This window comes from bacterium, assembly GCA_021372535.1.
Lineage (GTDB): Bacteria > Latescibacterota > Latescibacteria > Latescibacterales > Latescibacteraceae > JAFGMP01.
The window spans coordinates 1-14,267 of the sequence record JAJFUH010000057.1; the positions used below are offsets into that span (position 1 = coordinate 1).

The 14,267-nt window shown below is 50.2% G+C and carries 10 protein-coding genes; 8 read left to right on the forward strand and 2 right to left on the reverse strand.

Features of this window, described 5'->3' with window-relative positions; translation table 11 throughout:
* The 7 genes from LLG96_06080 to LLG96_06110 form a co-directional block, all read left to right on the forward strand.
* On the forward strand, positions 1-1,119 hold a 1,119-nt coding region (locus tag LLG96_06080), incomplete at its 5' end, for a hypothetical protein (protein ID MCE5249772.1).
* Positions 1,120-1,144: 25 nt separating this feature from the next.
* Positions 1,145-2,266 (forward strand): carbohydrate kinase family protein, encoded by a 1,122-nt coding sequence (locus LLG96_06085; GenBank protein ID MCE5249773.1) that lies wholly within the window; start codon positions 1,145-1,147, stop codon positions 2,264-2,266.
* A 504-nt stretch (positions 2,267-2,770) separates the two neighbouring features.
* A complete protein-coding gene (locus LLG96_06090; GenBank protein MCE5249774.1) occupies positions 2,771-5,656 on the forward strand; it encodes a right-handed parallel beta-helix repeat-containing protein in 2,886 nt (961 codons plus the stop codon).
* 81 nt (positions 5,657-5,737) lie between these two features.
* A complete protein-coding gene (locus tag LLG96_06095; protein ID MCE5249775.1) occupies positions 5,738-5,914 on the forward strand; it encodes a hypothetical protein in 177 nt (58 codons plus the stop codon).
* A 198-nt stretch (positions 5,915-6,112) separates the two neighbouring features.
* Positions 6,113-6,385: a PqqD family protein gene (locus LLG96_06100; GenBank protein MCE5249776.1), complete on the forward strand. Its 273-nt coding sequence runs from the start codon at positions 6,113-6,115 to the stop codon at positions 6,383-6,385.
* Between the two features lie 8 nt (positions 6,386-6,393).
* Complete coding sequence (locus LLG96_06105; GenBank protein ID MCE5249777.1) at positions 6,394-7,221, forward strand: hypothetical protein; 828 nt, start codon at positions 6,394-6,396, stop codon at positions 7,219-7,221.
* Positions 7,218-8,372: a nucleotidyltransferase family protein gene (locus LLG96_06110; GenBank protein MCE5249778.1), complete on the forward strand. Its 1,155-nt coding sequence runs from the start codon at positions 7,218-7,220 to the stop codon at positions 8,370-8,372. The genes LLG96_06105 and LLG96_06110 overlap by 4 nt, the downstream gene beginning before the upstream one ends.
* A 268-nt stretch (positions 8,373-8,640) precedes the next feature.
* Here LLG96_06110 and LLG96_06115 read toward each other — a convergent pair whose 3' ends face one another.
* Together LLG96_06115 and LLG96_06120 are read right to left on the reverse strand one after the other, a co-directional pair.
* A complete protein-coding gene (locus tag LLG96_06115; GenBank protein ID MCE5249779.1) occupies positions 8,641-9,051 on the reverse strand; it encodes a nuclear transport factor 2 family protein in 411 nt (136 codons plus the stop codon).
* A 209-nt stretch (positions 9,052-9,260) separates the two neighbouring features.
* Entirely contained in the window at positions 9,261-10,046 is a 786-nt protein-coding gene (locus LLG96_06120; protein ID MCE5249780.1) for a hypothetical protein, read from the reverse strand.
* A 384-nt stretch (positions 10,047-10,430) separates the two neighbouring features.
* Between LLG96_06120 and LLG96_06125 the strand changes: the two genes are divergently transcribed.
* Positions 10,431-14,153: a LamG domain-containing protein gene (locus tag LLG96_06125; GenBank protein ID MCE5249781.1), complete on the forward strand. Its 3,723-nt coding sequence runs from the start codon at positions 10,431-10,433 to the stop codon at positions 14,151-14,153.
* The last annotated feature ends 114 nt before the right edge of the window (positions 14,154-14,267 follow it).

A 14,267-nucleotide genomic window follows, 5' to 3' on the forward strand; every position in this document is an offset into this window, starting at 1 on the left:
CATGCGGTTATTGGCGTTATCGACATATTTCGTCATAAACCGATGCTTCTCTGGGGTCTTACCGGGTGGACTGAAGAGGGGCGATTTATTACGACTGCCGATCAGGCCGGGACAACGGCATTGAGAAAGCCCATGGAAGACCTCGGATACACATTCAAATATATCGTAAATCTCTACGGCGGTCCCCCGCCCATGGAAGAGATAGTGAGTTATGCAAAGGCAGCCCGCGCAGTATCGTTGCTCAGACATGCCCGCATCGGCATGATGGGGTATCGGGACATGAAACTTTACGGGACGTTATATGACGGTATATCATTACGTTCCGTTATCGGTCCTGAAGTCGAGTTTTTTGAAATGCTCGAAATGCAGCAAATCATGGATACGCTCACCGAAAAAAGAGTCGAGCAATTGAAGGAGAAAGTACTCGAAAGGTGGGACTTTGTAAAAAAACCGGCAAAAGGTACTGTCGAAAATGCAGTCAGGCTCTATCTCGCTATCAGCGAAAAAGTGAAAAAGCGCGGGTATGAAGCGGTTTCCCTGATTGATGTCGACGGGGTAAAAAAATTGATGAAATTCGCCCCCGCGGGAGTTTTCATGCTTCTTCATGATGAAGAGGATATCTGTACAATCCCTGAAAACGATACACTGGGTTCTGTCACACAGCTTATGACGAGATATCTGACCGGACAGGTCGGCGCGTATCTTGAATTCTATGAATTCATGAAGAACGGCATGCTGATGGGTGTTCCCGACTATGTTCCTTCCGAAATTGTCGATGGCAGGGTGTCAGTCATGCCCACATCGTTTGGCGAGTTCGGTGAAGGGATCTTGAATGTATCGAAAATCAAGACAGGTGAAGTCACATTGGCGCGCTTATCTTATACCGGGAATAAATACTGCATGCACGTTGTGACGGGTGAGGGTATTTCACCGAAGAAATGGGAAGAGGCTGGCTGGCAGCCCCCGGCGCCCCGATTGCCGAGTCTTGAGATAGTCCTGAACACACCGGTTGAAGATTTTATACATAAAGTTCTCAGCCAGCATTATATCATTTCCTATGGGAACAATACCCGGTTATTCAGGGACTTATGCGGCATTCTGGGTATTGAAATGATGTGACGTACCTTGATGATTGGATAAAAACTTGACAGAAGAAAAAAAATACGATGTCGTTGTCAGCGGTTATCTTTGCGTTGATCTGGCGCCCGAGTTCTTTAAAACGAGCGGCGAGTCAAACAGAGCCGATATTTTTATACCCGGATCGTTAACCGAGGTGAATGGTTTAACAATTTCCCTCGGGGGTGTTGTGGCGAACACGGGATCGGCACTGAAAATGTTTAACCAGCGGGTCCTGCTCATGGGGCTTATCGGAAAGGACTTGCTTGGAGAAATTGCCCTGAAAATCCTCAGAGAAAATGGATTATCAGAAGGAATAGTGACAACCGATAAATCCGGAACTGCTTACGGAATCGTTCTGTCACCGCCGGGAATGGACCGTGTTTTTTTTGAATCACCCGGCTGCAGCAAACATTTTACATCGTCTGATATAAATTATAAAGCAATCGCGGAAAGCCGCATTTTCCATTTTGGTTATCCTCCTCTCATGAAGGAATTTTACATTAATAATGGCGAAGAGTTGATGAAAATGTTTTCCATCGTAAAAACTCTCGATGCCATAACATCACTCGATATGACTTTACCCGATCCAGACAGTGAGTCAGGAAAAGTCGATTGGAAATGTATTCTGACGCGTGTGCTTCCCTATGTGGATATTTTCGCACCGAGCGTAGAAGAAATTGTGTTTATGATGAAACCGGAGTTCTATTCACAGATCACGACAAATTTCACCGATGGAGACATCATTGAATCGATTCCGGAAGAGATGGTCATTGATATCGGCAGAGAAATGATCGATCTCGGTGTTCGTGTAGTATTGATCAAGTCAGGAAAGCTTGGCGCATACCTCTTCACCGGTGATATCAGCCCGCTCAATGATGTTCCGGGTATGACATTATCTGAAAATTGCTGGAATCACCGTGAAATCAGGTCGCCGGCTTTTCGGATCGATGCATACCGAGTGATAAATGCATCGGGAGCCGGAGATGCAGCGGTTGCGGGATTTCTCACAGCCATGCTGAAGGGTGAAAATCCTGAAATTGCCGTAAAATATGCAATGTGTGCAGGAAGAAACAACCTCTATGGTGTGAATGCCACCGATGGTCTGACCGACTGGGATACTATGACAAAAGAACTTAATACCGAATAGTCTTTGAAAGTCCTCGACTGACCTGCCCCCCGAAAATCGTACAAATAAAAATGAGAGTATTTGCTTGACGAGCGCATTTCCTGAAACCATTTTCTGCGATAACCGCCCTGAGTTTGTCTCGAAGAGTCTGGCTAAACGGATTTATAAATGCATGATATTTCATGCTGGTGGACATCGGTTCTCTCGTTGCCAAATGGTTTGTATAAAAAAATTTCTATGCGATATTCATTTCTTCTTTCCTCAGTATGTGTCGAATATAAGGGAAATCTGATAATAGAAAAAAGTACTTTTCTAATAACTCCGAATAAATTATATTGTTATGGGATTGTTTCATTGAGTTGATGGTATACATGAGCAGAGGACAACTGCGATGATTGCTGAAATATGAGGGCCGATGCCGTCTGGTTTTTATGCATGCGCAAGTTATTCTGACAAGTGCCTTTCTGTAACCTCATTGTGACCGATTCGAGATAATCCCGTCCACATTTCAAGCGAGGTTGTTTTATGCAGAAGATAAAAATGTTTTTTGGGAAGCGAGTCGCCTTTCTATCGACAGTTCTTATGTTTACGCTGGGTATGGCCGCGGCTCAGAGCCCTGTCGTAAATATCACCAGCGGTATATCATACGGGACGCTTTCAGATGCTATAAATGCACTTAATGATGGCGAAACCCTCGAAATACGGTCGTCGGGAACATACCCCTGTCCGGGGCTCACCATTAAAAAGAATAATGTTACACTACGCGGTGCGAATGGAGTAACCGCCATTCTCAACGGTGATTTCAATTGGAACGGATGTTGCCTTAAAATCGAAGGCAACGGAGTAAACCTCAGTAATCTTGATATCATCAGGGCTCTCGATATTGTAAAAGCGGCCGGGGTAAACAATCTTGTTCTGAACAATCTGCGTATTAACAACGCCAATGGCAATGGAGTGCTTCTTGACGGGATTACCGGCATATCCATTTCCACTCTTGCGTTTTATCAGGTGAACGGTTCGGCTGTCAACATAAAGAATTCCGATTCGGTATCCATCAGCGATGTCACTGCCGCGAATTATGGCACGATCAACAAATGCATTGAGATTACCGGAACCACTGATATAACCATCAACCGGGCATTTCTGGGAAGTTGGAACAGGAATATGGTTCTCAGCCAGTGCACCGGAGTGACGATAACCGGCCTCGATATGGTATACGGTAATTACGGATTGAGTCTCGATTCCTGTCCCGGAACGGTAATGGACAGTATTGACAGCGAGAACATAATCTATACGAATATAGCCATCAACACCTCAAACAACTGCGTAATACGGAACGGTACGCTTCAGCCGCAAAGCAGAGAGGCTATAGCACTCAGCAATGCATCAGGAACGAATATTCTGGACATGCGGATGCTGTGCAGAGGAGGTGCAACCAGCGGCGTCACTGTAACCAATTCTCCCAGTACGGTTATCCGGAGATGCGAGATTAAAAACGGCGGGTATGACGGCGTCACCGTGACGGCTTCTGCAGGATGCACGATAGAAAATACCCTTCTCTGCTCTAATCGCAAGGGTATTCTGCTTACAAGCTCGAGCAACTCCACCCTTATAAAGAACAATACGGTCATCAACAACCTGGATTCCGGAATCAGTCTTGGTTCGGTCAACGGTGTAAACATTCGTAACAATATTGTCGTAAATAACGGGAAAACGTACTGGACGTGGGGCATCCGGTGTGAGTGGGGAACCGTCCAGAATCTCTCGCTTACTTACAACGATATCTGGAATAACCGCGAAAATTATTCGAACTGCATACCCGGTACCGGTTCTCTCTCGGTTGATCCCCTCCTTGTGGATGGGTGCGCCGATGCACATCTGCGATCCGGTTCCCCCTGTATCGATACCGGTGATCCCGACGACCCCGTAGGCGATGAACCATCTCCAAACGGCGGAAGGATCAATATCGGTGTATATGGAGGGACTGTGGATGCGACAACGACGGCGCAGGTTGAAGTCACCATCGCTGAAGCCGCCGCACGGGGCTGGGTGAACCTGTATTGCTATCCCTGGCAGGATATCCAATATGTTCAAATCAGCGGCCTTCCCGGTGCAGCGAACACCATTCTGCCGCCATGGTGCGGTTTCTGGGTGATTGTGAATCAGGATGTCGATATCGTGTTTCCCCACAATCCAACCGCGCAGATTCCCTCTCCGGGCAACGTCATGTCCAAAGAGCTGCTTAACAGTTGGTATTATCTGATTTCCGTTCCGCTCAATCCGGTTAACAAAGATGTAAACGCGGTTTTCGGCGACGATCTCGGTGATGGACTTTATGACGGCTCCACCGGTCAGAAATGGCGCGTCTCGAAATGGAATGTGGACAGTGGAGATTATACCCGGTATACCGGCACCGGCAGTTTCCCCGAGCTCATTCCGGGGCGTGGCGTCTGGATCCGTCAGATTTATGACGAAACCAGGACGATCACGGTTTCCGGCAATCCTGTTTCCAATACCAGTGATTACTCACTCAAATTGAAAAGCACCGGCGGGGAAACCTATCATATGATCGGCAACCCGTATCCGTACAACATCGACTGGCGTTCTGTAAAAGTACGCGTTCCTATGACAGACGCTCTTCAGGCGGGAAAGATTGCCGCTCCGGTTGATTTCAATGATATCCGGACATGGGATGTCGAATTGAAGCTCTCCACTACCAACGGCATTTTCGTAGATGCCAATAATAAGGCTGGCGTGATTCTTTCTGAGGATGATTACAGCTATATGCTGAATGCAGTGGACATGGAGCCGTTTGCGGATGATTATATTCGATTGTATCTGCTCGATCCGGATGACCAGGACAGAAACAAGCGTTCTTACGACTACCGCGGCCCGTTTGAAAATTCCTGCGTTTGGAATGTCGTACTCTCGACTTCGATGGACGAGGCACAGGCCATACTCGATCTCGGCAACCTGAGTTCCATTCCCGATTTGTACACGGCGACGCTGACAGCTCCTGACCTGACTGTGACGGCTTTGACCGGAGATGTCCATATTCCTGTTACGCTGTCAAGTAATGCGGATGTCGTATACCGGCTCACCCTTACACGTGCCGAACCGCTGGCCGTTGAGGAGGAGAGTATTCCACGGGCATTCGGAATAGTCGGGGCAAGTCCGAATCCGTTCAATCCCGCCACGACTATCGAATATATCACCGATCATCCCGGTAATGTACAGCTTTCCGTCTATAATATTGCAGGACAGAAAATTGCTGTATTGGCTGAGGGAATCATGAATGCCGGGAAACACTCCGTAACATGGTATGCCGCAGGCCAGGGCTCCGGAGTCTATTTTGTGATTCTTGAGACATCGGAAAAGCGGGATGTCCGGAAAGTAATGCTGATGCGATAGGAACCGGACTCCTGTGACGATTGAAACATAGAACCATGGACAGTAAACAATCAGGAAAATGAACCAGTATAAGGAGAAAATATGGAATCAGGGAATCGGAAAACAGTCAACCGCAGGGAAATCATAAAAAAGGCGACGAAAACCGGAGTTTTCATTATCCCGACCATGATGACATTCGATGTACAGGATCTCCATGCAAAGGCTTCCGGTGAAAACAGTTTCCCAACTGAACCGCAGAAACCTGCAGCAAGCAAGTAATTACGCCATTTTTGGCGGAGATTCGTTCGCTGCCTCTCCCTTCAACGGGAAATCAGATTTTTAAATCGATTTCCCGTTCATCGCCTCTAGCTCATTTATGCAGGGAAGCAGGTTTTCGTAGGATTTTCAGGTGCGGACCTTCTTTAAAACACAAGGAGACCCGATTCTGCATCCCCGGATTTATCTGGAATATCTTAAGTGGAGAAACTCACTGTCATGCACACGATGACGCTTCATAAATCCGATGGAATCGAACGCATAGAGGTGGACGACGGCGTTGTTCTCAAGCATGAGGGACATATCCATGTTCTCAACCAGACCGCCGTACGGATTTTTGATCTGGTCGATGGTTCGCGGATGCATGAAACAATCGTCAGCATAATGATCGAAGAGAACAACGGGACTGATGTTAGAGGGTACGTTATGGACTTCATTCAGGCTCTTATGAAGGCGAATCTCATCCACGAGTAGAAATCGTAATGCGCATATCACTCGCAATCGGCGATAAATCGTTGCTCTTAACGGGCAATGCCGACGATTATTTCGATACGCTCTCCAATTTATTTGCTGCCTGGCGTCAGGAACGGGACGAGAGGGACCGGAGCGACGCATATCATTTGACTATCACGAAAAAGGGCAATACCTATCAGATAGCCGTGCCCGACTCCAACCTCATCGAGGCGGAAGCCGGCTCACTGGTAAGCGTTATCGAGCAGATCATTACGTGTGCCGCGCGTGAAAGCATGCAGGACTACCTGCAGCTGCATGCAGCGACTCTTGACTCGAAAGGCGACGGCTTCACCATTGCCGGACCGCACGGTGCGGGGAAAACGACGCTTGCTTTGACAGCACTCTCATGCGGATGTACCGCTCTCAGCGATGAAATAACCGTGATACGGAAGGCAAATCTCGCGCTGGGTTTTCCCCGGCCTTTTCGTGTACGGCCCGGTATACTGGAGTTGCATCCATCTGTTATCCCATCCTGCATACCGTCCCTGCTGTCGACCGATAATATCACACACCTTCTCTTTTCGATTCCATCTTTGGGGTTCTACAGGCCCGAAACCCGCATTCGTCATATCTTTTTTCCGGTGAGAAGGTCCGGCGGTACCGAAGTGCAGCCTCTGACACAGCGTGAAACACTCGAACGACTTCTTCCGCAGGGTTTTAACATATATCAGCGGCCTGACGAGTTCATGCATGTTCTTATCGAACTCGTTCGTATGACCGAATCGCATGAAATCCGTTATCATGACCACTGGCATGCGATACAAACCATTCAGCAGATGATTCACGGTTCGTCATGATATCGTATGAATCGATTCTCGGTTATCTCCTTTCGGTAACGGGCGTACCGGGGAGCCTCCCGCCATCACGCGTATGGGACACGATACCCGTTCTTGCTGAACGGCTGCGGATATCGTTCTTTCTTGCCGGACTGATTGGCGAATGCCCACATCCGGATATACCCGAAAAGGTAGTGAAAAAGTATCGGTGTGACCTGTCTGCCAACATCGCCCGAAACGCCGTGCTGTCCCTCCAGATCCGTTCGATCGCGCAACTTTTCAGTACGGCAGGCATTCCCTGCATGTTTTTCAAAGGAGGGGCCTGCCTGGTTCGCGGTCTTTACCCGAGCGGCTGGCGGTTCATGACGGATATTGATATCCTCGTGCATCGGAAAGACCGTGATCGATCGCTGCACCTGCTCGAAACGGCCGGATATTGTGAAAAATCCGATGGAGTCGAACAGGTACACCACCTGCCACCGCTTTCTCATCCCATTCACCCCGGTGAAGTTGAATTGCACACTACCCCGTACCCTCTGGGAGAGGCAGACGAACGGTCCCTGAATGAACTCTGGTCTCATGCGGAGATCGTTCTTTTCATGGAAACGCCGATTCTCGTACCCGGTCCGACCGATCATGTCTGGATCATGGTGCGCACCGATACCATCGAACGGGTCACCATTCCCCGGTTACCGGATATCATCGAGTATTCGCTGATTCGCGATTGTAAACTCACCATCGATCATGACGTCCTCGTTCAAAGGGCCGAACATGACCGGATGCCCAATCTCATCAGAGCGTTCTTCTATGGAGTGGAATCGTTTGCAGATGGGAATGATACTCGCAGTCAACATGATTCCGAGCTGCTCCGTTGGGAGGAATCGAGCAGGATCATTCTTCGCAAAGAGCTGCGGTGCGATTGCTGGCATTCCTCACGACGGCGCTGGCTTGCAGTACGGTTTCTTCCGCCGGGAGGATTGAAATCAAGAACTGTGTTCGGTATCTGGCTTGCGAAGGAAATCGTTTCAACCGACCGATTTCGTCCCGGCACCTTTCGCGAGAAGCCGCTTTTTCTGAAAGCATTGATTTATATGAAGCTCGGGATTCTGTTTGTCGTTTCCGGGTTCGAATATCTTGTTTTTTATCGTATGACACACAAAAAACACGACTGAATGAAACTGCTTTGAGAATGAATTTCCTCATGATCGACACAAAGCTCTCCTGTTTCGTACCGCAGAACCGAAATCCCGCGGGCTGAACGGTCATGAGAAATTGTTTCCCTTTTCGGCGCCATATGTAAGAATTCCGGCATGCGTCTTTGCGAAAAAACTTCGATATGTCCATAAGAACAGTGGGGTATTCTGGATATTCGGAAGATCGGGAAGCGGTTTGAGCTGCATTCTCGATTAGCCCGGAAACTGCCCGGGTATCGCGATGGATTCAGGCTTCATTTGTTGGTATAAGAACGCAATAGTCCACCTGTTTGATGATCATTCCCCCGGCAAATGTAAGAAATGAAGCCACTCTGAACCGAATCGGCATACCGGCCCTTATGTTACCGACTGACGCTGCGGCGGTTCCGCGCCAATCCAGTTCAAGCACAACCCGGTCGCTCTGGGCTACAAGATTCCGTATCTCCATATGACGGTCGGGAAAGAGAGAAAGTATTCGCCGGGCAACCTGGCCGAAAAATGCCCGGTTGCCATGTTGACCGCCCGGTGTGGCCGGAAGCGGTAATTCTATCCACTCAACGTCAGGCGCGTAACATGTCTCAACCCATTCCAGTGTCCGCTTGTTGAACAGGTCGATGCACCGTCGAGCAGCCGCCTCGTTTTGCTCGATTATCGTCATGTGTGTTCCTCCCCGAAAAACAGCCCGGTTATTGTTATGTGGTTCCGTAATGCTCTCTCTTTTACCCTTCAGACGACACAAATCACAGCATGGAAACTGAAGTACAAGGACATCAAGTAATGAGAGGTTGCCGTGCGAAAATCAGCTCCCGAAAACGGACTTTTTCACATGGTTGGTATGACTCGGAATACGCGTTGTTCCTGCTCTGATTACATCCCGAAAGTCACCATGTTCCGTATGACAAAACCGTTTCCCTGTTTGAAGGGAATATCACGGTAAGCCTGGCTTGTACGGCTGCTCTTGCTAGCCCGGAAAATCGGACCGCCCCCAATGGTGAAAGTACAGGGAATCCACGGAAGAGTAATGCCCACGGTAGGTCCGGCAAAAAGTACCGCACCGCCTTCGGCCTCGTTTTCTTCCCAGAAACCCTCTATGTCCTGCCCGACCATCTCGATTCCGAGCCGTAACGCGCCGGAAATGTTATATGACACTCCCACCGTTGTCATGAGATCGATGTTGTCGCGATCGGAAGACAGAGGTTTTTCCAGGAGAAGATTACTGTATGACTGCCATGAGGTGAACCGGCGGCCCAGCATGAACCGGCTGAGGAGAACGTCGGTGTCGCTGTATTCGTGACGTACTCCCGCGCCCGCGGAAAAGTCGATGATATGGTCTTCGGCTTTCATCAGATGGGCGAGCAGCTCTACATGCTGTGATGTGCTGGTCGTTCTGTTGTCCATGGCCAGTCCGAAATGAGCGATGAGTGAAAGGGACTTTCCGAAATTCGCCTGCAGCCCGAGATTCTGTTCGAGATCGTCTCCGCCGAATGGCTCGAATGTTTTATGACCATAAGCCGTGTCGTAGTGAACGAGCATCGGCTGCTCCCTGCATTCGGGGGTAGTCAGGGTAAACAGGAATGCGCGGTCCTGAGCCTGTGCGACCGTCGAAATCAGTATCAGTGTCAGAAGTATCGATAACATGGTGATAGGACGCATATGCTCTCCTTTGGGGGGGGTGACGGTATGGTTAGTGCTCAGGTGATTAAACGTATCTTATCATGAAATAAGTTTACTGAAAAAAATGCAGAGATGCAAGAATGAAAGACAACATCTTTCAGTCACTGCTTTTAAAATACATTTTCATAAAAGATGAGTAAAATCTTCAGCCGCTCATTTTATTTAGGTAACCAGCATAGTGTATTCGGTTTCTTTTATTTCTTTAACTCTTTGAAATACCCCTGTAACCAATTATATTTTTTCAGTAATCGTTTTTTCCATGAATCGATCGGTGTAGGTAATGATATTTTTTTCACTTCTATACGGCAGAAATCGGAATAATTCAACAATAAAAAATACGGTATTTACACCTGCGGAGGCTTTATGAAATCCCATCATGCACTAGGTTTTTTCGCCTGCTTTTTGCTGCTTTTTGCACTTCCGGCCTTCGGCGCTGCGGAGTCATCGGACAGCGGACTTCTCTTCTACCTGTCGGGGGACGGCGGCGGTGATGGGTTCACCGCGGACTATGCGCATGGCGACCCTGAACCGGCGTATCTCAACGAATACGTGCTCATTCCGGACGGCGCTAGGGGGAAAGCCTTTCGCGCGCCCCATTCCGAGGAGAAGCTCATGGCGTATCTCGCGCCCGGCAACATTTACGCCGAGCGGGGAACGATTTCGTTTTACTGGCGCCCGCGCGACCCGGTGGGGAAAATGCCGTTCAAGATTTTTTATGTGTCGTACTGCGACCAGTCGAGCCTCGACATGACCTGGCTCCGGATTGACTATAACGGGAGCGGTTATGATGCCTTTGTCACCGATGCCAACATGGCCCGCATACGGGTATCGTACAAGCCATCCAGTCTACCGCCGCCGGAAAAGTGGACTCATTTCGCTCTGACCTGGGATGAAACGCAGGGGGTACGGCTTTATGTCGATGGCGCGCTTGCGGCGAAAAAAGACACGACCGTGGTTTTCTATGCCGGGCTCGGGTTGTTCACCCCCCATGGGCGGTTCTCCACTCCCGGCACCGTGACATCGAACTGCGGCCATCTCCGTGGCGGAGATATCGATGAAATCTCGATTTATGACCGTATGCTCAGCGAAGATCAGGTCAAGAATCTTGCACAGGGGCAATCCCCCGGAATTACGGGGCAATTGAAACGCACGCTGACCGATCCCCGGTACCGTGACGAGTGGTGGTACCGGTATGGCTGGAACAGGCCGGGAGACACCCCGCCTTACTTGTCGGATCGGAACTTTGCAGTGCGCGCCGTTGAAATCCATGATGCGTATGACCAGAAAAAATGGGCGTGGCGGAGCAATGACGGCATCCGTGAAACCACCTGGCCCGATGTCTACAACCGGTCGAGCCTGCCCGGAAGGAGCGATTACTTCATCGAGCCCGACTGGTACTGTTATTCGACTTCAGGTAAATCGATAACATATACACTGCCGGAGGAGCCGTGGAACTACTGCGAAATCACCGGCGCCGCGTATGGGAACGCCTCAGGGGTGTTTCTGGATAAAGAAAGTCAGAAGTATCGCGAAGAGAAGCTGTTGAGCCGCCCGAAAGGTCAGGAGCGGACATTCCACCTGCTCGGTAAATCGTATTACGGGGGGAAAATCCGCTATGAAAACGATGTGCGGGAAACGCCGCTCGCCGAATTTCAGGTGTATAATGTCACTCCCGGTTCAGAGCCGGTGGGCGTTCACAAAATGACCTATTTACTGACCGGACAGGCCGATCCGGACAATCCGAGCCTCGGGGAACTGCTCACCTATATCGAGAAACGTTTTCTGCCGGACGAACGTCAGATCATGCTCGCTCTTCCGGGCGGCGCTCCGCGGAATCCGAAAAAAGCCGGTGTCGAAAATCCGCTTCCCCTCGTTCATATTCTTGTACCGGGTCAATTCAGAAACGAGGGCCCGCGAACAAACAGCGGCGCCTATGCGGGATTCCATTACGAGCTCGTGAACCTCCAATGGGGTCTCGATGGCATCGCCGTGGACATTCCAGGATTGCAGGTTAAACCCACCCACGGCGAGTACTTCCTGCTCAACATTCAGGTCAAGGACCCCCTGTGGCCGAACAGAAACATGATAGACTTTTCATTCTCCGTGAAACCCGGAGAACCCCGCACGCTCTGGCTCGATACCCGTGACCGGATACTCCCGGACGGCTGTAGTCTGTACATCACCATCGCCGGATCGGGAGCCGATTTCGGCCCGTCGTCGCTCGATGGCGGTCAGATCAGGCTCGTATTCAAAGAGCGGGAGCAAGCGATTCCCGAACACGAAAAAGACCGGTTCACCCAGGTGCGTGATAATTTTGCTGCAAACTTGAGTGAAACCTTCCCCCAGAGATTGAAACTCGAATACCTGGCACGGTTTTACCGTGATATAACCGATCTCTTCCGTGTCAACCCGGATCATATTCCCGGACGGTACTACTGGAGCACGTTTACTCCCGAGCAGGGCTGGCCCTTATTCGAACAACCGGAAGCGCCGTCCGGAGTTCCGCTCTGGGCTTTCCGCCAGACCGAGATTGTCAGACAGTGGCGATATTTCCTCAACTGGTGGATCGACAACCGTCAGATTGAGAACGGTGAACTGGGAGGAGGGCTTTCCGATGACGGTGATTTCGCGAACTGCATGCCCGGGCTTGCCCTTTCCGGCGTGGACACCGAAAAGATCACCGATTCCCTGCACCGTCTCATGGAAGCTTATTACGCCAACGGGATGTTTACCAACGGTCTCAACACCATCGTGACCGACGCCCTCCATGTCTCCGAAGAAGGGACGAATGTTCAGACGGAGCTGATGCTCCTCGAGTACGGCAACCCGAAACTGATCGAGCGCATCATGGAAACCTCGACCAGATATCCAGACATCACTGCAATCAACAAAGCCGGGCACCGTCATTTCCCCTCGCGGTTCTACTCCTCCACGTTTATGGCAACCGAGAATCCCTGGTGCTGGTCCTCGCCCTATTCGATAACTGTTCTACATCCCGGAATGGTGCTCGTCGAATTCAACGGGTATCCTGCTACCATGCAGCTCATCCGTGAGGTCGGCGATGGGTATCTCGCCCATGCGGTCAAGGATGCAAGAGGAACGGTCACCATTCCCCGCGAGATAAATTTCATCACCGATGAGGGGCGTGATTATTCACCCGGTACGGTTTCGGAGATATTCGAGGTGCTCTACCGGTGGACCGGGGAGGGAAAATATCTCCTGCGGCTTGGTAGTGCCGCCACTTCCGGCGCACGGGTCACCACCGATAAAAAACGTTTCGAGGATGCCTATGCCCGGACCATTCAGTACAACGCCCAGCGGATGTACATGGGTACCGAGGGATTCCCCTGGGATGACGGCCCGTACATAACCTATGGCTCGATTCTTGATGACCGTCTCGGCGGGGCGCCCATCTACCGAGGTAATCAGTTTCCCCGCCATGCAGTGAGCTGGAAATTCGCGCGACCGGACGATGCAATGAACTTGGGTATTCTTGTCCCGTCGCCAACGCCCTCGTCACTCAAAATAATCGCCTTCAATCTCTCGAACGAACCGATCAACGCATCGCTCGTCGGCTGGAACGTCGAGCCGGGTACCTGGGAGATGACCTGCGGTACGGACGATAACGGCGACGACATGCCCGATACCATGACCGATAACCGCACCGTAATGTTCGAGCGGACTGGCGAGGTCACAATCACGTTTCCGCCGTGTAAGACGCTCATCGTTCAAATGGAGCTCAAACAGAAGGGGATCCCCTACTGGTCACGTCCCGATCTTGGCATCGGAAACGATGATGTACGGATAAAGGGCGGCAAGATAAGTGTGACCGTTCACAGCCTCGGTTCGGTCGATGCGCCGTCCGCCGCCATAGCGCTGGTTGACGGATCGGGCAAGATGCTGTCGAAAGCTCAGGTTGCTGCATTGAAGGCGCCGCTCGATTTCAAGCCGAAAACGGCTGGTGTTGTCCTCGCTGTTCCCAAGGGAATATCCATGAACGGCTGCCGTGTGGTGATCGACCCTGACAGAGAATTGACCGAAATTACCCGGTATAATAACACGGTGGATTTGGAGGGTATAAAATAGAACGCGGATATATTAAAAAGTCGATTCGCCCTGGTCTGTTATCAATTACATTGAACGCGGATTTTCGCGGATCAGGCGGATTTTCGCGGATTTTATATATTGATTTTAATGTAT

What these genes read in the sequence shown, in the direction of transcription:
- LLG96_06090 (MCE5249774.1), top strand. Translation starts at nt 2,771, where the DNA reads ATGCAGAAGATAAAAATGTTTTTTGGGAAGCGAGTCGCCTTTCTATCG.
- LLG96_06095 (MCE5249775.1), top strand. Translation starts at nt 5,738, where the DNA reads ATGGAATCAGGGAATCGGAAAACAGTCAACCGCAGGGAAATCATAAAA.
- LLG96_06110 (MCE5249778.1), top strand. Translation starts at nt 7,218, where the DNA reads ATGATATCGTATGAATCGATTCTCGGTTATCTCCTTTCGGTAACGGGC.
- LLG96_06125 (MCE5249781.1), top strand. Translation starts at nt 10,431, where the DNA reads ATGAAATCCCATCATGCACTAGGTTTTTTCGCCTGCTTTTTGCTGCTT.
- LLG96_06115 (MCE5249779.1), bottom strand. Translation starts at nt 9,051, where the DNA reads ATGACGATAATCGAGCAAAACGAGGCGGCTGCTCGACGGTGCATCGAC.
- LLG96_06105 (MCE5249777.1), top strand. Translation starts at nt 6,394, where the DNA reads ATGCGCATATCACTCGCAATCGGCGATAAATCGTTGCTCTTAACGGGC.
- LLG96_06120 (MCE5249780.1), bottom strand. Translation starts at nt 10,046, where the DNA reads ATGCGTCCTATCACCATGTTATCGATACTTCTGACACTGATACTGATT.